Annotated in this window: 23 protein-coding genes and 1 pseudogene; 10 read left to right on the forward strand and 14 right to left on the reverse strand. The window is 45.6% G+C overall.

Translation table 11 applies throughout. The features are described 5' to 3' along the window. Positions 1–30 precede the first annotated feature (30 nt). On the forward strand, positions 31–1572 hold the full coding sequence (lcfB, locus tag ACQXR1_RS16720; RefSeq protein ID WP_071582276.1) for a long-chain-fatty-acid--CoA ligase LcfB: 1542 nt from the start codon (positions 31–33) through the stop codon (positions 1570–1572). 38 nt (positions 1573–1610) lie between these two features. Here lcfB and ACQXR1_RS16725 read toward each other — a convergent pair whose 3' ends face one another. Further along, complete coding sequence (locus ACQXR1_RS16725; protein ID WP_014663427.1) at positions 1611–2006, reverse strand: hypothetical protein; 396 nt, start codon at positions 2004–2006, stop codon at positions 1611–1613. 148 nt (positions 2007–2154) lie between these two features. Here ACQXR1_RS16725 and ACQXR1_RS16730 point away from each other — a divergent pair, with 148 nt between their 5' ends. Continuing rightward, entirely contained in the window at positions 2155–3447 is a 1293-nt protein-coding gene (locus ACQXR1_RS16730; RefSeq protein ID WP_430772525.1) for a M48 family metallopeptidase, read from the forward strand. A 38-nt stretch (positions 3448–3485) separates the two neighbouring features. On the opposite strand, the gene aprE is transcribed toward ACQXR1_RS16730, so the two are convergent. Further along, complete coding sequence (aprE, locus tag ACQXR1_RS16735; RefSeq protein ID WP_014663429.1) at positions 3486–4631, reverse strand: subtilisin AprE; 1146 nt, start codon at positions 4629–4631, stop codon at positions 3486–3488. Between the two features lie 441 nt (positions 4632–5072). Between aprE and ACQXR1_RS16740 the strand changes: the two genes are divergently transcribed. From ACQXR1_RS16740 to ACQXR1_RS16750, 3 genes are all read left to right on the forward strand, one after another. Continuing rightward, positions 5073–5522, forward strand: a complete 450-nt coding sequence (locus ACQXR1_RS16740; protein WP_430772526.1) for a GNAT family N-acetyltransferase — start codon at positions 5073–5075, stop codon at positions 5520–5522. Between the two features lie 71 nt (positions 5523–5593). Beyond that, positions 5594–6586: an NADPH:quinone oxidoreductase family protein gene (locus ACQXR1_RS16745; RefSeq protein WP_306646029.1), complete on the forward strand. Its 993-nt coding sequence runs from the start codon at positions 5594–5596 to the stop codon at positions 6584–6586. Between the two features lie 247 nt (positions 6587–6833). After that, positions 6834–7805 (forward strand): ABC transporter substrate-binding protein, encoded by a 972-nt coding sequence (locus ACQXR1_RS16750; RefSeq protein ID WP_430772527.1) that lies wholly within the window; start codon positions 6834–6836, stop codon positions 7803–7805. A 31-nt stretch (positions 7806–7836) separates the two neighbouring features. Here ACQXR1_RS16750 and phoE read toward each other — a convergent pair whose 3' ends face one another. From phoE to ACQXR1_RS16785, 7 genes and pseudogenes are all read right to left on the reverse strand, one after another. Then, a complete protein-coding gene (gene phoE / locus ACQXR1_RS16755; RefSeq protein ID WP_040083533.1) occupies positions 7837–8418 on the reverse strand; it encodes a phosphatase PhoE in 582 nt (193 codons plus the stop codon). Positions 8419–8488: 70 nt separating this feature from the next. Beyond that, positions 8489–9583, reverse strand: coding sequence for an acetyl-CoA C-acyltransferase (locus ACQXR1_RS16760; RefSeq protein ID WP_430772528.1), 1095 nt, complete (start codon positions 9581–9583; stop codon positions 8489–8491). Continuing rightward, positions 9580–11019 (reverse strand): acyl-CoA synthetase, encoded by a 1440-nt coding sequence (locus ACQXR1_RS16765; protein ID WP_430772529.1) that lies wholly within the window; start codon positions 11017–11019, stop codon positions 9580–9582. The genes ACQXR1_RS16760 and ACQXR1_RS16765 overlap by 4 nt, the downstream gene beginning before the upstream one ends. A gap of 6 nt (positions 11020–11025) precedes the next feature. After that, a complete protein-coding gene (locus ACQXR1_RS16770; RefSeq protein ID WP_052438173.1) occupies positions 11026–11586 on the reverse strand; it encodes a biotin transporter BioY in 561 nt (186 codons plus the stop codon). A 134-nt stretch (positions 11587–11720) separates the two neighbouring features. Continuing rightward, positions 11721–12236, reverse strand: coding sequence for a methyl-accepting chemotaxis protein (locus tag ACQXR1_RS16775; RefSeq protein ID WP_326255844.1), 516 nt, complete (start codon positions 12234–12236; stop codon positions 11721–11723). A gap of 240 nt (positions 12237–12476) precedes the next feature. After that, positions 12477–13103 (reverse strand): annotated as a pseudogene (locus tag ACQXR1_RS16780) (protoglobin domain-containing protein); the annotation flags it as partial. Positions 13104–13157: 54 nt separating this feature from the next. After that, positions 13158–14687: an FAD-dependent oxidoreductase gene (locus ACQXR1_RS16785; RefSeq protein WP_430772530.1), complete on the reverse strand. Its 1530-nt coding sequence runs from the start codon at positions 14685–14687 to the stop codon at positions 13158–13160. Between the two features lie 111 nt (positions 14688–14798). Between ACQXR1_RS16785 and ACQXR1_RS16790 the strand changes: the two genes are divergently transcribed. Then, entirely contained in the window at positions 14799–15656 is an 858-nt protein-coding gene (locus ACQXR1_RS16790) for an SDR family oxidoreductase (protein WP_014663440.1), read from the forward strand. Positions 15657–15682: 26 nt separating this feature from the next. Here the strand turns inward: ACQXR1_RS16790 and ACQXR1_RS16795 are convergent, their stop codons facing one another. Continuing rightward, complete coding sequence (locus tag ACQXR1_RS16795) at positions 15683–15916, reverse strand: IDEAL domain-containing protein (RefSeq protein WP_014663441.1); 234 nt, start codon at positions 15914–15916, stop codon at positions 15683–15685. A gap of 292 nt (positions 15917–16208) precedes the next feature. Here ACQXR1_RS16795 and comK point away from each other — a divergent pair, with 292 nt between their 5' ends. Next, the gene (comK, locus tag ACQXR1_RS16800; protein WP_014663442.1) at positions 16209–16787 is read left to right on the forward strand and encodes a competence transcription factor ComK; all 579 of its coding nucleotides are present in this window, start codon (positions 16209–16211) and stop codon (positions 16785–16787) included. 44 nt (positions 16788–16831) lie between these two features. Here comK and ACQXR1_RS16805 read toward each other — a convergent pair whose 3' ends face one another. Beyond that, entirely contained in the window at positions 16832–17731 is a 900-nt protein-coding gene (locus tag ACQXR1_RS16805) for an SDR family oxidoreductase (RefSeq protein ID WP_430772531.1), read from the reverse strand. A gap of 215 nt (positions 17732–17946) precedes the next feature. Between ACQXR1_RS16805 and ACQXR1_RS16810 the strand changes: the two genes are divergently transcribed. Then, a complete protein-coding gene (locus ACQXR1_RS16810) occupies positions 17947–18216 on the forward strand; it encodes an excalibur calcium-binding domain-containing protein (RefSeq protein ID WP_024571730.1) in 270 nt (89 codons plus the stop codon). Positions 18217–18259: 43 nt separating this feature from the next. On the opposite strand, the gene ACQXR1_RS16815 is transcribed toward ACQXR1_RS16810, so the two are convergent. The 3 genes from ACQXR1_RS16815 to ACQXR1_RS16825 form a co-directional block, all read right to left on the reverse strand. After that, a complete protein-coding gene (locus ACQXR1_RS16815) occupies positions 18260–19729 on the reverse strand; it encodes a sodium:solute symporter family protein (RefSeq protein ID WP_416722792.1) in 1470 nt (489 codons plus the stop codon). After that, a complete protein-coding gene (locus tag ACQXR1_RS16820) occupies positions 19726–19926 on the reverse strand; it encodes a DUF3311 domain-containing protein (protein WP_003224377.1) in 201 nt (66 codons plus the stop codon). Before ACQXR1_RS16820 ends, ACQXR1_RS16815 begins: the two co-directional genes overlap by 4 nt. A 209-nt stretch (positions 19927–20135) precedes the next feature. Continuing rightward, a complete protein-coding gene (locus tag ACQXR1_RS16825) occupies positions 20136–20498 on the reverse strand; it encodes a hypothetical protein (RefSeq protein ID WP_069839063.1) in 363 nt (120 codons plus the stop codon). A gap of 152 nt (positions 20499–20650) precedes the next feature. On the opposite strand from ACQXR1_RS16825, the gene ACQXR1_RS16830 reads away from it, so the two are divergent. Beyond that, entirely contained in the window at positions 20651–21274 is a 624-nt protein-coding gene (locus tag ACQXR1_RS16830; protein WP_243572003.1) for a TVP38/TMEM64 family protein, read from the forward strand. A 1-nt stretch (position 21275) separates the two neighbouring features. Beyond that, positions 21276–21782 (forward strand): signal peptidase I, encoded by a 507-nt coding sequence (gene lepB, locus ACQXR1_RS16835; protein ID WP_014663449.1) that lies wholly within the window; start codon positions 21276–21278, stop codon positions 21780–21782. Positions 21783–21842: the final 60 nt, after the last annotated feature.

Here is a 21842-nt window from a genome sequence, read left to right on the forward strand (position 1 = left end):
GACTATTCATTCACTTTAAGGGGTGGGAGAATGAATCTTGTTTCAAAATTGGAAGAAACAGCATCTGAGAAGCCCGACAGCATCGCATGCAGGTTTAAGGATCACATGATGACGTATCAAGAGCTGAATGAACAAATTCAGCGATTTGCGGACGGCCTTCAGGAAGCCGGTATGGAGAAAGGGGACCATCTAGCTTTGCTGCTTGGCAACTCGCCTGATTTTATCATCGCGTTTTTTGGTGCTTTAAAAGCCGGGATCGTGGTTGTTCCCATCAATCCGTTGTACACGCCGACAGAAATTGGTTATATGCTGACAAATGGCGATGTAAAGGCGATCGTGGGCGTTAGCCAGCTTTTGCCGCTTTATGAGAGCATGCATGAATCGCTGCCAAAGGTTGAGCTCGTCATTTTATGCCATACGGGAGAGGCTGAGCCGGAAGCCGCGGACCCAGAGGTCAGGATGAAAATGACAACGTTTGCAAAAATAGTGCGGCCGACATCTGCCGCTAAACAAAACCAAGAGCTTGCTCCTGATGATACCGCGGTTATTTTATATACGTCAGGAACGACTGGAAAACCGAAAGGCGCAATGCTGACTCATCAGAATTTGTACAGCAATGCCAACGATGTCGCAGGCTATTTGGGAATGGATGAGAAGGACAATGTGGTTTGTGCTCTTCCCATGTTTCACGTGTTTTGTTTAACTGTCTGCATGAATGCACCGCTGATGAGCGGCGCAACTGTCTTGATTGAGCCTCAATTCAGTCCGGCATCTGTTTTTAAACTTGTTAAGCAGCAGCAGGCGACCATTTTTGCCGGTGTTCCTACGATGTATAATTACTTGTTTCAGCATGAGAATGGAAAAGAGGATGATTTTTCTTCCATCCGGCTTTGCATTTCGGGGGGAGCGGCCATGCCAGTCGCATTGCTGACGGCATTTGAAGAAAAATTCGGCGTTACCATTTTGGAAGGCTACGGGCTCTCGGAAGCATCACCTGTCACATGCTTTAACCCGTTTGACAGGGGCAGAAAGCCGGGCTCCATCGGAACAAGTATCTTACATGTCGAAAACAAGGTCGTAGATCCGCTCGGACGCGAGCTGCCCGCTCACCAGGTCGGCGAATTGATCGTAAAAGGACCCAATGTGATGAAAGGCTACTATAAAATGCCGATGGAAACAGAGCATGCGTTAAAAGATGGTTGGCTTTATACAGGGGACTTGGCAAGACGGGATGAGGACGGCTATTTTTACATTGTTGACCGGAAAAAAGACATGATCATTGTAGGAGGATACAATGTGTATCCGCGGGAAGTGGAGGAGGTGCTGTACAGACACCCGGACGTCAAGGAGGCCGTGGTCATCGGCGTGCCGGACGCCCAAAGCGGGGAAGCGGTAAAGGGATATGTGGTACCGAAACGTTCTGGCATAACAGAAGAGGACATCATGCAGCACTGTGAAAAGCATCTGGCGAAATACAAGCGGCCTGCCGCCATTACGTTTCTTGACGACATTCCGAAAAATGCGACGGGGAAAATGCTCAGACGGGCGCTAAGAGATATTTTGCCTCAATAAAATGAAAAAGCGAAGCAGCTAGCTTCGCTTTTTCATTTTCAATCCTTTGCTTCTTTTTTCATAATGTTTAGCAGCGCCTTTGTATCGTTTTTGCTTAATTTGTAGTATGTGCCATCCTTCAAAAATACGGCTTGCTGGCTGCCGTCAATCCATAGCCTGAATGAGTCGTACCGGTCTTTATGAAACTTGATTGTCCCTTCGTAATCAGGGGCTGATGTTTTTTCTGTCTTCACCTGTTTTCCCTGATTCATAATGTCCAGCATATCTTTGACGTGCTGCCTTTTTTCAATCTTAATATCTTCCTGGCCGCTTGAAGACAGTGTGATCAAATCCGCGTCTACCGATTGATACACATCGCCTGACCGGCTGTAAAGATAGAAAAATGCAATAAACACAAGACCGATTACCACGATGGCTGCCACTATTTTTTTCATTTGCATCACTCCAAACATTGTTAGTTTTCCCAGCGATCGGGCTTTCCATGCTTAAAAGGATGGAAAAGTGCGGAACACGGCTTGGTTCTAAGAATTTGAATTTATGATTACAATAGAAGTAACGGGTTGATGTGAGGAGTGAGGTGTTATGCGCAAATGGATTGCGGCAGCAGGGCTTGCTTACGTGCTGTACGGGCTGTTTTTTTATTGGTATTTCTTCCTGTCCGGTGATTCCGCAATACCGGAAGCCGTGAAAGGGACGCAGGCTGATCCGGCTTCTTTCATGAAGCCGTCTGATTTGGCGGTGGCCGAGCAGTATTCAAATATCAAGAATTTTTTATTTTTTATCGAGGTACCTCTTGATTGGTTTCTGTTTTTTGTTTTGCTGGTCAGCGGCATTTCAAAGAAAATCAAGAAATGGATGGAAGCGGCTGTGCCTTTTCGATTTTTGCAGATCGTTGGTTTTGTATTCGTACTTTCGCTGATTACCACATTGGTGACGCTGCCTTTAGATTGGATAGGCTATCAGGTGTCACTTGACTACAATATTTCCACACAGACTACGGCCAGCTGGGCTAAGGATCAGGTTATCAACTTTTGGATCAGCTTTCCAATCTTTGCGCTTTGCGTTCTCATGTTTTATTGGCTGATCAAAAGGCATGAAAAAAAATGGTGGTTATACGCCTGGCTGTTAACAGTGCCGTTTTCGCTGTTTCTGTTTTTTATTCAGCCGGTCATTATCGATCCTTTATACAATGATTTTTATCCGCTGAAAAATAAAGAGCTTGAAAGCAAAATTTTAGAGCTGGCAGAAGAAGCTAATATTCCGGCTGATCATGTATATGAAGTGAACATGTCGGAAAAAACAAATGCGCTGAATGCCTATGTTACGGGAATTGGGGCCAATAAACGGATTGTATTATGGGATACGACGCTGAACAAACTTGACGATTCAGAGATTCTGTTTATAATGGGCCACGAAATGGGCCATTATGTCATGAAGCACGTTTACATCGGCCTGGCTGGCTATTTGCTCGTGTCGCTCGCCGGATTTTATGTCATTGATAAGCTATACAAGCGGACGGTGCGCCTAACGCGCAGCATGTTTCATTTAGAAGGGCGGCATGATCTTGCGGCACTTCCGCTGTTATTGCTTTTGTTTTCTGTTTTGAGCTTTGCGATTTCGCCTTTTTCTAATGCTGTCTCGCGTTATCAGGAGAATAAGGCTGACCAGTATGGGATCGAGTTGACAGAGAACAGAGAAGCCGCTGTTAAAACGTTTCAGGATTTGGCCGTGACGGGGCTGAGCCAGGTTGATCCTCCGGTGCTTGTGAAGATTTTCAGAGGCAGCCACCCTTCGATCATGGAACGGATTCAACATGCGGAGAAAGAAGAGAAAACGCCGGAACATCCTGCCACAGAACAGGATAATGGCAAATAAAAAGAAGCAGGTATGGAGGAACCTGCTTCTTTTTGATATTATTGGGCAGCTGCTTCTACATTGATTAACCCTTTTCCATAGTAGAAAGAGCTTCCAAGGTATGTTGCAGTGCTTTCTAAACGATCACGGACTTGCGCGTTTGTCCAAGTCGGGTGCTTAGAAAGAATTAACGCTGCTGCTCCGGCAACGTGAGGAGTCGCCATTGACGTTCCGTTGTAAGCACCGTAAGTGCCTCCAGGAAGTGTGCTTTGGATAGATACGCCAGGAGCCATCACATCAAGCTCAGAACCTGCGCTTGAGAATGAAGCTCTTTGGTTGCTGCTGTTTACCGCACCTACCGCGATGGTAGAAGGATATTTCGCAGGATAGCCGACTGTGCTTGAGCTTCCGGACGAGCCTTCGTTTCCGGCTGCGGCCGCAACCACAATACCGCTGGAAACGGCTTTATCAACTACTGTTTTCAGCGCTGTAGAACCAGAAGGTCCGCCAAGGCTCATGTTGATAACGTCCATATTGTTGGAAATGGCCCACTCAATGCCGTTGATGATCCAGCTGTATTGGCCGCTTCCTGTTGAATCAAGAACTTTTACCGCATATAACGATGCGCTTGGCGCTACGCCGAGAACACCGATTGAGTTATTAAGAGCGGCAATCGTACCGGCTACGTGCGTACCGTGAGAACTGCCGTCCTGGTATGGGTTTGTTTCAGAAGGTACGAAGCTTGCTCCGCCTCTGACGTTTAAGTCAGGATGAGAAGAGTCAATTCCGCTGTCGATAACAGCTACTTTTACGTTAGAGCCTGTGTAGCCTTGAGAGTGAAGAGCCGGCGCTTTAATTTGGGAAATGCCGTAAGGAACAGATTGCGCATATTCATGTGCAATATGATCTTCTTCCACATATGCAACACTCGGATCTTGTTTTAATTCTTTTACAGCTTTTTCATCCAATGTTGCTGTGGCTGCGTTAACATACTTAAACTGCTTTTGAACTTTTCCGCCTTTCTCAGAAATAACATCCTTTTTCTTGGCGGAGCTCATGGCACTCATTGTCTGTTTAAATCCGACAATGTATTTCTTTTCTGTACTGCTTTTTCCGGCAGCCTGCGCAGACATGTTGCTGAACGCCATCGTAAAGATTAACGTTAACGCAAACAACAAGCTGATCCACAATTTTTTGTTTCTCACTCTTTACCCTCTCCTTTTGAAAAATTCAGAGTAGACTTACTAAAAAGACTATTCTGTGAATTTATTGTAATAGATGGAATAATATTTTAGTAGACCCATTTTTTTGAGATGATTTTATCTCTATTTAGGTATATCATCTCTCGCTATTTCCGTAGAGACTCGAAATAACTATTTTCATACAGAAAAAAACGAAAATAGACATGAGTAAATGTTCATTATGCCGAAATGTCATGCTTTTTCAGGTTAAATGCTCCTGAGTCCCGGCAAATTCCTGTCGAAAAAATTCGTTCGAATGACCTGCATATGCTTTCGTGAGAACAATGGATATTATCGTGATATTTTTTCAATGCATGATGATAAAAGTATTCTGAAAAATAAACTTTACAGAAAAATTTGATTAGGGATAGAATGAAAAAATGATTGAGAGGGAGGAAGAACTGGATGAACATTCGCCAAGCAAAGATTTCAGATGCGGCAGCCATCGCGCCGCTGTTTAACCAATATCGGGAATTTTATAGACAGGCATCCGATTTGCAAGGGGCGGAGGCTTTTTTGAAAGCGCGTTTGAAAAATCACGAGTCTATTATTTTGATAGCAGAAGAAAATGGAGAGCTCATAGGCTTTTCCCAGCTCTATCCCGCGTTTTCTTCTGTGTCAATGAAAAGAATCTACATATTAAATGACTTATTTGTTGCTACTCATGCGCGAACAAAGGGAGCCGGCGGCCAGTTGCTTTTGGCCGCAAAGGATTATGCAGCGGAAAACGGGGCAAAAAGTTTAACGCTTCAAACTGAGCACCACAACCGGAAGGCAAGAAGCTTGTATGAGCAAAACGGCTATGAAGAGGATACCGCATTTGTCCACTATCATCTCAATGTGCCGGCGAAGTGAAAATGGCGGCTTGATGATTTGGTTTTTGGAACGTTCTTCGGTTACGATATAAATGAAAAGGAGTGTGCCGAATGTCAACGTTATTTCAAGCATTGCAGGCAGAAAAAAATGCCGATGATGTTTCAGTCCAAGTGAAAACCATATCAACAGAGGATTTGCCGAAGGATGGTGTCCTGATTAAAGTTGCTTATTCCGGCATTAATTACAAAGATGGTCTGGCCGGAAAAGCAGGAGGCAATATCGTCAGAGAGTATCCGCTTATTTTAGGCATTGATGCTGCGGGTACGGTCGTCTCTTCCAATGATCCGCGTTTTGCAGAGGGGGATGAGGTCATCGCGACAAGCTATGAGCTCGGCGTCTCCCGTGATGGCGGATTAAGTGAATACGCTTCGGTGCCCGGTGACTGGCTGGTGCCTTTGCCACAGAATCTTTCGTTAAAAGAAGCGATGGTGTACGGAACGGCGGGGTTTACTGCGGCGTTATCAGTGCATCGGCTTGAACAGAACGGCCTGTCTCCGGAAAAAGGCAGTGTGCTAGTCACAGGAGCAACCGGCGGTGTCGGCGGAATTGCGGTATCGATGCTGAACAAGCGGGGCTATGATGTGGTGGCAAGCACCGGAAACCGGGAGGCGGCTGATTATTTGAAACAGCTCGGTGCAAGCGAAGTAATCAGCAGGGAAGATGTCTATGACGGAACGCTTAAGGCGCTGTCCAAGCAGCAATGGCAGGGAGCGGTTGATCCAGTCGGGGGAAAACAGCTTGCCTCGCTTTTAAGCAAAATTCAATATGGCGGAGCTGTCGCGGTGAGCGGCTTAACCGGAGGAGGAGAAGTTCCAGCAACGGTGTATCCTTTTATTCTTCGCGGAGTAAGCCTGCTCGGGATCGATTCAGTATACTGTCCGATGGACGTCAGATCCGCTGTTTGGGAGCGCATGGCTTCTGATCTCAAGCCTGATCAGCTGCTGACCATTGTGGATAGGGAAGTATCATTGGAAGAAACGCCTGGTGCATTAAAAGAGATTTTGCAAAATCGCATTCAAGGAAGAGTGATAGTGAAGCTTTAACAGGATCAGCTTGCAGGGAATGTATGTTTCTGCAAGCTTTTTTTGTGGACAGGGTGTTAAGCTGTGCCCCAAAATAATCTTCCGTTTCTTGTTTGCGCTATGTTAAAAAAAGAAACAAGATTGACCTGGAAAGCGGAACTTTCTTTTCTCATTTGAAAAATAATTGGTGATAATGATTCTCATTCCGTGTTATACTACTCTTGGACATCTTAATCATAGAAACTGCTAACAGGAGAGACTGGAACCTATGAAAAAAACACTGATTATTCTTACAGTTTTACTTCTTTCTGTCTTAACGGCTGCTTGCTCGTCTTCAAGCGGCAATCAAAACAGCAAAGAACATAAAGTGGCGATAACACATGATTTAGGAAAGGCGAATGTGCCTGAGCATCCGAAGCGGGTTGTTGTTCTTGAGCTTGGTTTTATCGACACACTGCTTGATCTCGGCATTACGCCTGTCGGGGTTGCCGATGACAACAAAGCGAAGCAGCTGATCAACAAGGATGTGCTGAAGAAAATTGACGGTTACACATCTGTCGGCACTCGCTCACAGCCAAGCATGGAAAAAATCGCTTCATTAAATCCCGATTTAATTATTGCTGACACGACCCGGCATAAGAAGGTGTACGATCAGCTGAAAAAAATCGCGCCGACGATTGCGCTTAATAATTTAAATGCCGATTATCAGGATACAATTGACGCTTCCCTTACGATTGCAAAAGCAGTCGGCAAGGAGAAGGAAATGGAGAAAAATCTGACGGCACATGAAGAAAAGCTTAGCGAGACAAAGCAGAAAATCAACGCGAACAGCCAGTCCGTGCTTTTGATCGGAAATACAAATGATACGATTATGGCCAGGGATGAAAACTTCTTTACATCAAGACTTTTAACACAGGTCGGCTATCGATATGCAATTAGTACGTCAGGCAATAGCGATTCAAGCAATGGCGGCGACTCCGTGAATATGAAAATGACACTGGAGCAGCTGCTGAAAACAGATCCGGATGTGATCATCCTGATGACAGGAAAAACAGATGACCTCGACGCCGACGGGAAACGCCCGATCGAAAAGAATGTCCTCTGGAAAAAGCTGAAGGCAGTGAAAAACGGGCATGTATACCACGTGGACCGTGCAGTGTGGTCTCTGCGCCGCAGTGTAGACGGGGCGAATGCCATTTTGGACGAGCTTCAGAAAGAGATGCCGGCTGATAAGAAATAAAAGAAAAGACAGGCTGATGCCTGTCTTTTTCTTATTTGATAAAGCCGGATAAGTGGCTGTTGATATTATAGTCTTTAATCCGCCATTTTTCTTCTGCAAATTCAATGTTGCTGAGGCAGGCGTTTACGAGGCGAGTGCTTTTAAGCTCAGGGTCACCGCCGGATATCTCCGTCAGCAGGGCGTGAATTGCCGCACCGTGCGCCACGATCAGCACCTTCTTGTCTGGATACGCTTGGTTCACTTTTGCCAACCCGCCCATCAGTCTGTCAGTGAGTTCTTCTAAGGTTTCCATATTCGGATAGATGTTATCCGGATAGCGCTTTGTCCGTTCCTCCAGCGGCATGCCCTCCGCGTCGCCGTAATCGCGTTCCTTAAAATCATCCATCTCGACAATCGGAAGATGCAGATATTCATTAATAATTTCCGCGGTTCTTTTCGCTCTTTTCAGCGGGCTCGTCACAATAATATCCCAAGAAAAGTCCTTTACATATTCTCCGGTTTCTCTTGCTTGGCGTTCACCTGTTGCGTTTAGCGGGATATCGGTTTTGCCTTGGCATTTTTGCTGCAGGTTCCAATCGGTTTCTCCATGTCTTACTAAACAAACGGCTGTCATAAAATCCCCTTCCTGACTTTATTCATATTGCTATTATACTAAATCGAAAGCGTGCATCCTATGAAAAAGCCTATGCAAGCACTTCAAATAATAAAGCCAGTCCGATTCCGCCGCCGCTTCCGATGGCTGCAACCGCATATTGACAGTCTGTCCGTCTTTTCGCTTCATAAAACAATCTGGTTACCAGAGCTGCACCTGATGCACCGTATGGATGGCCAAGAGCTAATGCGCCGCCGCGCACATTGATTTTTGAAAAGGGAATGCCGAGTTCTTGCGAGCAGACACAAATTTTGACGGCAAAGGCTTCATTGATTTCAAATAAATCGATATCATCAGGTGTTACATCGTGTGTATGTAAGAGCTGACTGATCGCATCAACCGGTGCCGCGGGCGGATAGTTGGGGTGAATACCGCTGACAGCGCTGCCGATAAACCGAAGCACAGGCTTAAGTCCGAGGGCAGCCGCTTTTTCTTCTTCCATTACTAAAAGAGCGGCTGCTCCGTCTGCTATGCCACTGCTGTTGGCTGCTGTGACTGTTCCGGAGCTGGTGTCGAAAACCGGCTTTGCACGGGGAATAATCGCTTTTATCGGCCGCGTTTTCAAAAATGCTTCGTCCGTCTCCAATTCCCCGAGAGCAACAATTTCTTCACGGTAAAATCCTTCATTATGCGCGTTCCTGCTGCGTTGATGGCTGAGAAGCGCGTACTCATCCTGCATGCTTCTACTGATGGAATAGCGTGCAGCCGTATATTCTGCGGCAATGCCCATGTCGGGATCGCCGATCGCATCTGGAGAAAAGCGGGCCCGTTCTGAAAAAGGGGATTGGCTGCTGCTTTCTGAGCCGCCCGCAATATACATCGTGCCGGCTCCCGCTTGAATGAGGCTGCAGGCATAGCGTACGGCTTCAAGGCCTGAACCGCACTGTCTGTCAATTGTCATCCCGGGAACCGATAAAGGCAGTCCGGCTTGAAGGGCTGACAGTCTGGCGAGGTTGCCGCCTCTGCCGGTAGCGTTTCCTAGAATGACCTCATCAATTTGATCCTCTAGCTTTCGGCTGAGACAACGGATGATGGGAGCCGCCAAATTCTCCGGCAGGAAAGGCTTCAGCAGTCCATTTTGTTTTCCGAAGATCGTTCGTTTTGCATCAACAATAACCGCATTCATTTATACTGTACACCCTCTTCCAGCCATTTCTTCACTCTGGAACGGGCAATTTTTCCGCTGCTCGTTTCCGGCAAGCTGTCTGCAAACACCCATTTTTTCGGGATTTTATAGGAGGCTAATTTCTGTTTACACCAGGCTTTCAGCTTTCTGGCATTAGCGCTTCCACGAATGACAGCTACAGCGATTTCTCCCCAATACTCGTCCGGCATTCCAACGACAGCCGCGTTTTCAACCTCTGGGCAGGAGAGTAGCACACGTTCAACTTCTTCTGGGAAAATATTTAATCCTCCGTACACGATCATCCCGTTTTCTCTTCCTGATATGTATAGAAAGCCTTCCTCATCAACGTAGCCCATATCATCCACTGTCATCCATTCATCTGGTGTGCTGCCGTTCACATAGCCGGAAAACCGCATCGGGCTTTTGACAAATATTTTTCCGATTTCTCCTGGCTGGCAGCGTTCTCCTTTGGCGCCGCGGATTTCGATCTGGACATTATGAAAAGGGCGGCCGGCTGAATGCGGCTTCCGTTTGCTGTCTTCCGGTGAAGAAAACGTCACAAAACTAAGCTCTGAAGTGCCGTAAAAATCGTACAGCCTGAGTTGGGGCCATATAGCGGCAAGCTTCTTCTTGGATTCTGCCGGCCAGTCTGCACCAGATGAAATGATTTTGAGAGGGCTGTCGGGAAAGCCCTCAATCCGGGTGAGTGCGTCTGTCATTGTCGGTACGGTATAAAGAACACTGACGGCTTCACGGTTCAGCCATTCCTTTGTCTGGGCAGGAGAAAACTTATTCAGCAAACAAACCGTTCCCCCGAGATATAAAGTGCTGACTGCCCCATATAAAAAGTGAGAGGATATTAACGTTCCGGGAATCAATACCGTGTCATCTGATGAGATCGAAAAATCTGTTTCTGTACAGGTAAAGCTCTCTATCCATGAGCGGTGAGACCGCATAAAGGCCTTTGGTTTTCCTGTCGAGCCTGACGTGAATCCCATGTAAAAGGGGTGCTCCGGGTCAATGATAGGTAAGGGAGCAGCGGATTCCTCTTCAATATTTGCCATACAGTTATCCAGCAAAATAACGGGTGTCTTGCTATGTATCAGTTTGTTTTTGTAAAAGGCTGAAGTAACCACTAGATCCGCATCGCTTATGGACAGCCTCTCCATACATTCAGCCGGGCTCCAGCGTGTGTCGAGGGGAATGGCCGTGCATCCAGCCGCTGCGGCTCCGGCAAACAGCTGTAAAAACGCCAGACTATTTGGGAGCAAAAATGCCACACGATTCGGCATGCTTGGCTGTGACCGCAGCCAATTTGCGGTTTGGGCGACAAGCCGATCCCAATCTTGGTACGTGATTTGTTCCGATTCAGTTAGGATCGCTACACGGCCGGGCGATGTTTCGGCAGTAGATGAATAGGTATGAGTAATTGTCATGCAGTGTCATCCTCCTTTTGTAAACATCGTATCAGAAAGAGACAAGGCTTGAGTGATTTTTATTGCCAGGAATGCAGATACAGCCGCTTTTATCAAATCACCGGGCACATATGCAAGACTCATGAAGGCGGCCTGTGACAAATCAATATGCATCATAAAAGCTTGTACCGGTATACCAAGCAGATAAATAAAGATGATGCCGAATGCGATATGAGTGAAAAAGAGACGCACTGCTGTCACCTTTCGCAGTCTGTTAGCGGCTAAACTGATCAGCCATGAAGCGAGGGGATAAGCGATCAAAAAACCTGCGCTCGGTCCGAAAAACACACCAAAACCGCCTCGTCCGCCAGGCAACAGCGGCGCTCCGAAGGCGACGAGGAGCAAAAAGACAAGCTGGCTTAAGAAAGCAGACTTTGGCTTGAGGATGCTGCCTGCCAGCATGACACCAAGCGTTTGCAATGTAATCGGAACGGGTGTAAAGGATAAGAAGAGAGGGGGGATAAAGCCGAGCACCGCCATCAGTGCGGTGAAAATAGCAATGTGCATCATGTCGATTAATTTCAGCATTGTGAATCCTCCAAACAGTAATCAAATATGGTTATACAATAAATGCAGGCTATTATTATGTCAACTTATTTTTAAATTAAGTTTACATTATGAACGCAGAAAAACCGGCCGTATGGCAGGCCGGTTTTTGATGATTATTCTTCTGTCAGAATGACAAGCGAATCAACGGAAGCGGCCACATGGGAAACGGCGCGGCTGACTTCCTGAAGCCCTCCAAGAAAGGCCTGCAGATCGACGTCGATTTTGCCTGATTGCTCTTTGCTGATTTTCATGCTGTGGACGATTTCATCGAATAAGCGGTTAATTTGAGTCATTTTTTCTTTACTTTCGCTGACTAGCTCATTCACGTCTTTGATATGCTTCGATACAATGTTGATTTGTGTATTCGTATTATTCACAAGCTCAGACACAGTAGAGACGGTTTTTTTCGTGTCCTCAGAAAGCTTCCGCACTTCATTTGCCACGACAGCAAAGCCTTTGCCGTGTTCTCCGGCGCGGGCGGATTCAATGGAGGCATTGAGCGAGAGAAGGTTTGTTTGTTCAGCTATGCCTGTGACGATGCCGAAGATTTTTTCAATTTGCTGCGCGATTTCATCCAGCTTGACCATTTCTTTTTCGATTTGGACAAGGCTTGTGTCAATTTTGTTCATCTGTTTTTGCTGGACTTCTAGCTCTTTTTTCCCGCCGATCGACTTTTCTTCAACAGTGCTGGATGTCACCGTGCCGGCTTTGGATGCTTGAGAAATGCCTTCAGATTTGTCCACAAGCTCTTGAACGGATCTGCTTGTTTCTGAAAACAGATTGGCAATCGATCCAGAGGTTTCTTGAATTTTCTGATGCAGAAGGTTTTTCTTTTCTTCTTGTTCATCACGGGTCTGGCTGTACTCGCTTTGAAATGCTTCAAGGACAAGCTGCTGTTCTAAGTTCAAGATTTTTGTTGTCGCTTTAATGGCTTTCAGCAGTTCTTGCTGATTTGTAATGGAAGCTTCGTAAATGTCAATCATTGACAAAAGTAGTTCTTGAAACGCGCCCATATACCATTTTGGCAGAAGGCCGATTTTTAAATGGATAGAGGCGATTCGGTTTCGCTTTTCAATGAATTCATCATCGATAACGCCTGCAAACATTTCCTGAATATGCCGTTTTAACGTTTGTTTTAAACGGTCAACTGAGCTGTGATCATTAATGATATCCATCAATGAGCTTTCATGGTCAAGGTTTTTATAAAACGCATCGACGATGAATACGATATTTTCTTGAATTAATGGCTGAAGCTGCTCCAACACGTAAAGCTCAGCATCTCCCAGCCTGACCATTTTGAGCTGTTTTTTGACATCTTCATGTTTGTTTGTGAGCTGGATGCGGTTTTTTTGCTGTCCATTTGAATCAGAAAAGTAAGCAGTTTCTTGTTTTCTCTCTTTTTTAAATAACAATACAATGATCCCCCTTGGGAAAAATATAATTTTTACTTTTTGGCTTTTTAAGCCTTTTACTTTTTTATCGGCCAAGGGAAACATGAATGAAGCTGCAGATGAAAAATATTTGAAAAACCGTTCATTAAAATGAACGGTTTAATCGAGATCTATTTGCTTTAATGGTTTAATGGCCGGACCCTCTACAACTTCGCCAGAAGGCTTAAAGCGTGATCCGTGGCACGGACAATCCCACGTATGCTCGCTGTCGTTCCACTCGACCTCGCAGCCTAAATGGGTACAGGTTGTATCAACGAGATGGAGGCAGCCTGTCTCATCCCGAAATGCGCCCGCCCGCCTGCCGTTTATGGTGACAGCTTTCCCTTCTCCTGTCGCAATGTCTTCAAATTGGACATCAGGCTTTTCAAGCTTTCCTTTAATCAAATGCTTGGCGACATCGGCATTGTAGGAAATCACTTTCTGCAAACCGGGATTCAGATGGAACCGGGACGGGGTGAAAATGCTTTCGTAAGGATTATCTTTTTTCTCTACAAGGTCCGATAATAAAGTGGCTGCGACCCCCGATGACGTCATGCCCCATTTTTTGAACCCGGTCGCTACTAGAATATTGTCCTCATTTTCCGACATCGGCCCAATAAACGGGATTTTGTCGATCGTCACAAGATCTTGGGTGGACCAATAATATGGGATGCTTTCGATGCCGATGGTGCTTTCGGCTAATTGTCTCAGTGTTTCATAATGTGTAGACATGTCTTTTCCCTGTCCTGTTTTATGGCTTACTCCGCTGAAGAGAATCAGCTTTTCACCGTTTGCAACCGTATAGCGAAGGGCCACTGACGGCTGATCGATACTCAAATACATGCCCTCGGGATACTCGATCTTCGGCTTGATGGCGAGGACATAAGATCTGTCAGAGTACATTCTCGCAGCATATAATCCGCCTCCGTCATAAAAAGGGAAGTGGGAACAGCATATGACAAAGCGGCCCTTAATGGCGTGCCGGCTTTTTGTTATCACTTCGGGCCTTTCGCCTTTTTTGATATCAAGCGCAACGGTCTCTTCATAAATTCGGCCGCCTTTTTGAACAATTTGCTCCAGAAGCGCTTTTAAGTATTGCAGCGGATGAAATTGAGCTTGATTCTTCATGACAAGCGCCAGCTTAGAACCTACGGGAATCGGAAGATCCTTGATAAGGTCTCTTTCAATTCCGAGTTTTGTGTATGCCTCATGCTCAGTGCGGATTTTTTGAACAGCGTTTTCATTTGCTGTGTAAAGATATGCGTCTTGCTCAATCCATTCACAGTCAATTTGATGTTCATCCACAATCCCTTTTATGTAATCAATTGCATTTTGGTTTGCTTCATAATAAAGCCTCGCATGGTTTAATCCGAAATTGCGGATAAATTCGTCGTATATCATGTCATGCTGTGCGGTAACTTTAGCCGTTGTGTGGGCAGTGGTTCCGTTGAGAACCTGATTTGCTTCAATCAAGACAACACGGAAGCCTCTCTTCGTAAGTTCATATGCCGTTGTAATTCCTGTAATCCCGCCTCCGATAATGGTGACGTCACATTCAGTGTCCTCTTGAAGCGCAGGAAAAGAAGGCAGGTCAGTTGATGTTTTCCAGTATGTTTCAGGTGCTTCCTTTGCAAAATGTTGATTAGCCAAGCCGTTATACCTCCAATCAGATTTATTCTTAATTTTTCCATATTCTATCTTTTCATACATAGGAAGCAGGCATTGTTCATAACATAATAAGGTTGAAAAGGAGTGATTTCATTGGCGAATCAAAAAAAGAAAACATTACCGCCTCAGCACCAGAACCAGCAGCCTGGTTTTGAATATCTCATGGACCCGCGTCCGGTTTTTGATAAGCCGAAGAAAGCGAAAAAATTAGAGGGCAAAACCGCTATTATTACTGGAGGAGACAGCGGAATTGGACGCGCTGTATCGGTGTTATTCGCAAAAGAAGGGGCTAATGTGGTCATTGTGTATTTGAATGAACATCAGGACGCCGAGGAAACAAAGCAGTATGTAGAAAAGGAAGGGGTAAAATGCCTGCTGATTGCAGGAGATGTCGGGGATGAAGCGTTTTGCAATGATGTAGTCGGAAGGGCAAGCCAAGCGTTTCCATCCATTGATATATTGGTTAACAATGCAGCTGAGCAGCATGTCCAGCCCAGCATTGAAAAAATCACCAGCCACCAGCTGCTCAGAACCTTCCAAACAAACATTTTTTCCATGTTTTACTTAACAAAGGCAGTGCTGCCTCATTTAAAAAAAGGGAGCTCTATCATTAATACCGCTTCAATTACCGCCTATAAAGGCAATAAAACGCTGATCGATTATTCAGCGACAAAAGGAGCGATCGTCACGTTTACAAGATCCCTTTCCCAGTCGCTTGTTCAGCAGGGCATACGGGTCAATGCGGTGGCACCGGGTCCCATTTGGACACCGCTTATCCCGGCCAGCTTTGCCGCAAAAGACGTGGAAGTGTTTGGTTCAGACGTGCCGATGGAGCGTCCGGGACAGCCGGTCGAAGTGGCGCCAAGCTATTTATACCTAGCCAGCGACGATTCCACATATGTCACAGGACAGACGATTCACGTCAATGGCGGAACCATTGTGAATGGATAATAAAAAGCCAATCCTTAAGGATTGGCTTATTCGCTCTGCTTGAGCGTTGCATATTCTTTAGAGAGCGTCAGAAACGCATCTTTATCTTTTTCGTCCAAGGCTTTGTTGATTTGGTCCGTCAGCATGGCCAGCCGACGCTTATACAAGGATTCATCGAGCACCATTTGAATATAGACATCCGTCATTGTGACATCAAGTTCTTTTGTTTTTTGCGTGTTGCGGGACTTCATGAGCTCAGTGTACGATTTTTTCTCTTTCATAAAGAATCCCCCCAATGCCTTTTTTATAGTATATGGATAACGGTCGAAAAAATCAATAAATTTTTATAATTTTTAGACAACTAATACTTGGCAATCTATCGACATATCCTGCAAAATGCCGTAAACCGGCAAGTCTAATCAAAGTAAAATCGGTTTATTACTAGTCATTTAGTACCATTAAATATCATTAAAAGATGATTTTATCTTAATTGTTAAAAAAACCTGTCGTTTTATAAAAACAGATGATAGATTATTAGTATAAATTTTGCAGAAAAAGGATGGAGGCCAAAATATGAGTCAGAAAACAGACGCACCTTTAGAATCGTATGAAGTGAACGGCGCAACAATTGCCGTGCTGCCAGAAGAAATAGACGGCAAAATCTGTTCCAAAATTATTGAAAAAGATTGTGTGTTTTATGTCAGCATGAAGCCGCTGCAAATTGTCGACAGGAGCTGCCGATTTTTCGGATCAAGCTATGCGGGAAGAAAAGCAGGAACTTATGAAGTGACAAAAATTTCACACAAGCCGCCAATCATGGTGGACCCTTCGAACCAAATCTTTTTATTCCCTACACTTTCTTCGACAAGACCTCAATGCGGCTGGATTTCCCATGTGCATGTAAAAGAATTCAAAGCGACTGAATTCGACGATACGGAAGTGACGTTTTCGAATGGGAAAACGATGGAGCTGCCGATTTCCTATAATTCGTTCGAGAACCAGGTATACCGAACAGCGTGGCTCAGAACCAAATTCCAGGACAGAATCGACCACCGCGTGCCGAAAAGGCAGGAATTTATGCTGTACCCGAAGGAAGAGCGGACGAAGATGATTTATGATTTTATTTTGCGTGAGCTGGGGGAGCGGTATTAGAAAATAGAAAGGAGCTGACCCACAGGGCAGCTCCTTTCATAAAGCTATGCCGTCGGAATTCCCCCGGTGATGCCATATACCTGAGATGTTACATAGCTTGAATTCTCTGAAGCTAAAAATACATAAACATCCGCCAATTCCGCTGGCTGTCCAGCGCGGTTTAATGGAGCTGGAGGCGTGCCTTGTCCGAATTTCGGGATGTTTTCCGTCGGCTGTCCGCCGGAAATTTGCAGCGGTGTCCAAATGGGTCCGGGCGCAACTGAATTCACTCTGATTCCTTTGGAAGCCAGCTGTTTTCCCAGTCCGACGGTAAAGCCGATAATGGCGTTTTTCGTTGCTGCGTAATCTAACAGCATCGGGCTTGGATTATAGCCTTCAACTGAGGTAGTTGTGATAATTGAAGCTCCCTCCGGCAAATACGGAAGCGCCGCTTTTACTACCCAGTAAAGGGAGAAGACGTTCACTTCAAATGTTTTATAGATTTGTTCAGTAGGCAGATCTTCGATGTTTTCGATTGCTTGCTGTTTGCCTGCAACGAGCGCCAGCACATCCAGTCCTCCGAGCTCCTGCTGCGCCTGTTTGACCAGATCCTGGCAAAAGGATTCGTCGCTCAAGTCTCCGGGGATCAGCACTGCTTTTCGACCTTCTGCTTCGATCAGTTCTTTTACCTCTTCAGCATCAGGCTGCTCTGCGGGCAAGTAATTAATGGCCACATCGGCGCCTTCTCTGGCGTAAGCGATCGCGGCAGCGCGGCCGATGCCGGAATCGCCGCCGGTGACAAGCGCTTTCCGGCCGATTAGTTTACCAGACCCCTTGTAGCTTTTTTCTCCGCAATCAGGAACAGGCTTCATGTTCTTTTGCAGGCCTGGCGGCTCTTGATATTGTTCAGGAAATTCATCATGGAAAAATGCTTTTATAGGATTCGTAAGATTTGAATCAGACATCATCAACGCTCCCTTTCTGTTTGGTGTACATTCGTATGTGTACCCCTGAGCATGTAGAGAAAAACATGTGTTGGCAGTTTGAATAGTGAAGGAAAAAGAAAACAAGAAAAACAAACTCTTCTTCCATATTTATCTTGTCAAATAAGACTATATGAATTATGATAAATTCGAGCTATAAATCAACTAAATATTGGGTGTTGGGGGAGTGAATTGTCATGAAAAAAGCGGCGGCGGTTTTGCTGTCACTCGGTCTCGTTTTCGGTTTTTCATACGGAGCTGACCATGTGGCGGAAGCCAAAACAAAGGTGAAGGTCTATAAGAACTGCAAGGAGTTAAACAAAGTATACAAAGGCGGAGTGGCACGCACATCGAAGGTGAAAAATAAAGGCGGAAAAACGAAGTACAAGCCTTACGTCTCTAAGGCCCTTTATGATGCCAATAAAAAGAAAGACCGCGATAAAGATCTTATCGCCTGTGAACGGTAAATAAGAAAAAGCAATCTGGTGTCCAGATTGCTTTTTCTATTGCTTAAGCCGCCTGATCGGCCGCAGCGCTTTTCGCCTTCCTTGTCATAAGGCTGACTGCCGTCATGACCATGATATTCAAAAGCAGGGCGACGATGCCGACATTCAAGTCTTTTGCGGCTTGCGGCAACGCCGGAAATAAAGTGCCGATCGTCGTTTCCGTCATTGTAATATAAGTAACTGCTCCAACACCTGCAATAATGCCGGCGAAGGCTCCCTGCTTTGTCACCATATTATGCTTGAACAGGCTGAACAAAAGGGCGGGGAATAGCTGTGTGACAAGGCTGTAGCCCATCAAAAGCAGCGTAACGATGGTATTCCCGCCTTTGAAGGTAAAATACACCGAAATCAGCGCGATCACCGGCACTAAAAACTTAGCAAGCGCCGATACTTGCTGTTCCGTCGTGCGGGGCGCGATTACCTTGTACACATTTTTTGCAAACAGCGTGGAGGCGGACATTAAGATCATAGAGCCTGGCACAAGTGCTGTCAGCAGTCCGGCAGCACCGATAATTCCGACAAACCATGGGTCAAATGCTTGCAGGGACAGTCTCAAAAGCGATAGATCCCCGTCTGCGCCTTTCAGATCTGGAACTTGCAGGATAGCCGCGAAGCCAACGAAAAGGACGAAGAGCAGGACCAGCTGGTACAAAGGCATGATGATGGCGTTTTTGCGAAAGACTTTTGGATTTTCAGCTGAATACGAAGCGGAAAACGTGTGAGGCCACATGTAAAATCCAAGCGCTGTCAAGAGTACGGTTGAACTGAACCACGCCGTACTTTGTCCTGTTTCGGGCAGCGTAAGAAAGCCAGGCTTTGCCGTTTCAATCTGCTGAAACATGTCTTGAAATCCGCCGTAGTAATGAATTGGCAAATACACACCTAAAAACAGAACGACAACCAGAATCATGATGTCCTTCACAACCGATATCCAAGCTGACCCGTGAATGCCGGAAACCATAACATAAACCGTAATGGAAATGGCACCGATCCAGATGGCGGCGGTCGGGGTGATTTTGCCGTACGAGGTTTCCGATACAATCAGCCCGAGGCCTTTCAGCTGCAGTACAAGATAGGGAATGAGTGCGGCGATGCCGACCAGTGAAACGAGAATGCCAAGCAGCGGACTGTTGTATTTTTTTGTGAAAAAATCAGACTGCGACATCAGTTTATGCTGTTTCGCGTACGTCCAAACTGCCGGAAGAAGCCAGTAAGATAGGATGTAGGCCAGGCATCCGTAGGCGATGATATAAAAGGCTGGACCGCCCTTTCCGTAGGCCCAGCCGCTGCCGCCGAGAAACGTAAAAGTAGTGTAAATTTCGCCTGCCATCAAAAGGAAGACGAACACAGTTCCGAAGCCGCGTCCTCCGACCGTCCACTGCTCCAGGTTCATGTCTTTTCCTTTTTGGGCGCGTATACCGAGAAAAATACTCAAGAGCAGGACGCCAAAAATGATGATGAGAGCTGCGTTCATTCTGCTTCCTCCTTTTTATTTTCCTTGTCGAGGACATACACAATTGCCATCAGCGCAGAGGTCAAAAGAGCCCACATCACAATATAGGCAAGGATAAACGGCATGCCGAACACATAGGGGGTCACTTTATTTGCAAAAGGGATGCCGAGTAAGATTCCGATAAAGGGCAACGCGGCGAGAACGTGAATCAGTTTCATAAAATCCTCCTTCTCATTAGGATTGGGGGTGTACAAGCCCGGCCGTACTGAAAATGGTGTCGTCGATATGGCAGTACATGTCATATTTCGGGGTGAAAGGCTGTGGTTCGAATTATAAATAAATTTATTTTGTTTGTATAGTGTGAATTGTCTGAAATTTATGATCGGGATCGCCCCGAAGAGGGAACGGACAATATGATTCAAAAGGCTCAGGTCCTGTCCGGGGCAAATAGATAGTATGTTAATAATTCGCTGACCTGCTCACGGATTCGGGGATTAAAATAGCGGTGCTTTTCTTCATAACCGTCCATGACAAATACATAGAGCGTAAACGCCTCATCGCGTTCCATCTCGCGGATCGCAATTTTCCTCTTCCTCAGTTCTTTTCTGACCTCTATCAAATCCTTTTGTGCTATTTTTAATGATTCGCTGATAAGCTGTTTATAAGGATGCTTCAATTTTAATGTGCTTTCTTCAATTGCGGCGAGATCACGGTTAAAAATCGTAATGGCCATGGGCAAAAAGAGAGCACGTTCAATTAAATCGTATATTTCCTCTTGCAGATTCGGCATGTTGACTCCTTCTTTCTAAAGGGAACATTTGTTCTATTTGTATTCTATATCGGCTGGTGAAATGTTTCAAGACAGAAAAAAACACCAAAACTTTTTAGTTTTCTGCTGATAATGTGTAGAATAAGGATAGACAAACCCGGTAAGGAGTATAAATGTTGGAGCATTTTTTATCCTATTTGACACAAGAACATTTAACTGAATTATTTCAAAGCTATAGGGCTTTCGGTCCGCTCATAGCTGTGCTGCTGCCTTTAATTGAAGCGTTTCTCCCGTTTTTGCCGCTGATCGTGTTTGTGGTGGCGAATACGAACTCGTTTGGCTTATGGGAAGGATTCATCCTGTCCTGGGCGGGATCAACTGCTGGTTCCATTCTCGTATTTTTGATCGTCCGTCAATACGGACAGAGAAAATTGCTTGGATTTATCCGCAGTCATCCGTCTGTCAGAAAGCTGATGTTATGGGTGGAAAGACACGGCTTCGGCCCCATGTTTCTTCTGCTTTGTTTTCCATTTACACCGTCAGCCGCGGTGAATGTTGTTGCCGGTTTGTCAAGGATCGGATCGCGGCCGTTTATTTTGGCGGCAGCCTCAGGGAAGCTTGTCATGATTTTTATGATCAGCTTCATCGGATATGATCTGCACGCGCTGATTACACAGCCGATTCGAACGGTCATCGCCGTATTGGTGATCACTGTCTTATGGTATGTCGGCAAAAAGGTGGAGCGGCATCTGCATGTAAGAGCCAGTCAGCGTGAGCATGATGGAGGGAGACAGTAACATGAAAAAACGGTTTTTGTTTCTTGCCGGTGTAGTGTCCGTCGTTCTCGCCATTCAGGTTAAAAATGCCGTCTTTATTGATTACAAGGTAGAAGGTGTCAGTATGAACCCGACGTTTCAGGAAGGGAACGAATTGTTGGTCAATAAATTTTCACATCGATTTAAGACTATCCATCGTTTTGACATCGTTCTTTTTAAAGGCCCTGATCATAAAGTGCTGATTAAACGGGTGATCGGCTTGCCCGGTGAAACGATCAAATATCAAGATGATCAGCTGTATGTGAACGGAAAGCAGGTTGCTGAGCCATTTTTGAAGCATTTGAAATCCGTTTCTGCCGGAAGCCATGTAACAGGTGATTTTTCTTTGAAAGATGTGACGGGAACAAGCAAGGTGCCGAAAGGAAAATATTTTGTCGTTGGAGATAATCGCATATACAGCTTCGACAGTCGGCATTTTGGTCCGATAAGAGAAAAAAATATTGTCGGTGTGATTTCTGATGCCGAATAAAAAGACGCTAATTGAAGAGGCGTCTTTTTGTATGCCGTTTGGAAAAATGTGTTGAAGAAA

The sequence above is a fragment of the Bacillus sp. ATD genome (assembly GCF_050585765.1).
Lineage (GTDB): Bacteria > Bacillota > Bacilli > Bacillales > Bacillaceae > Bacillus > Bacillus stercoris.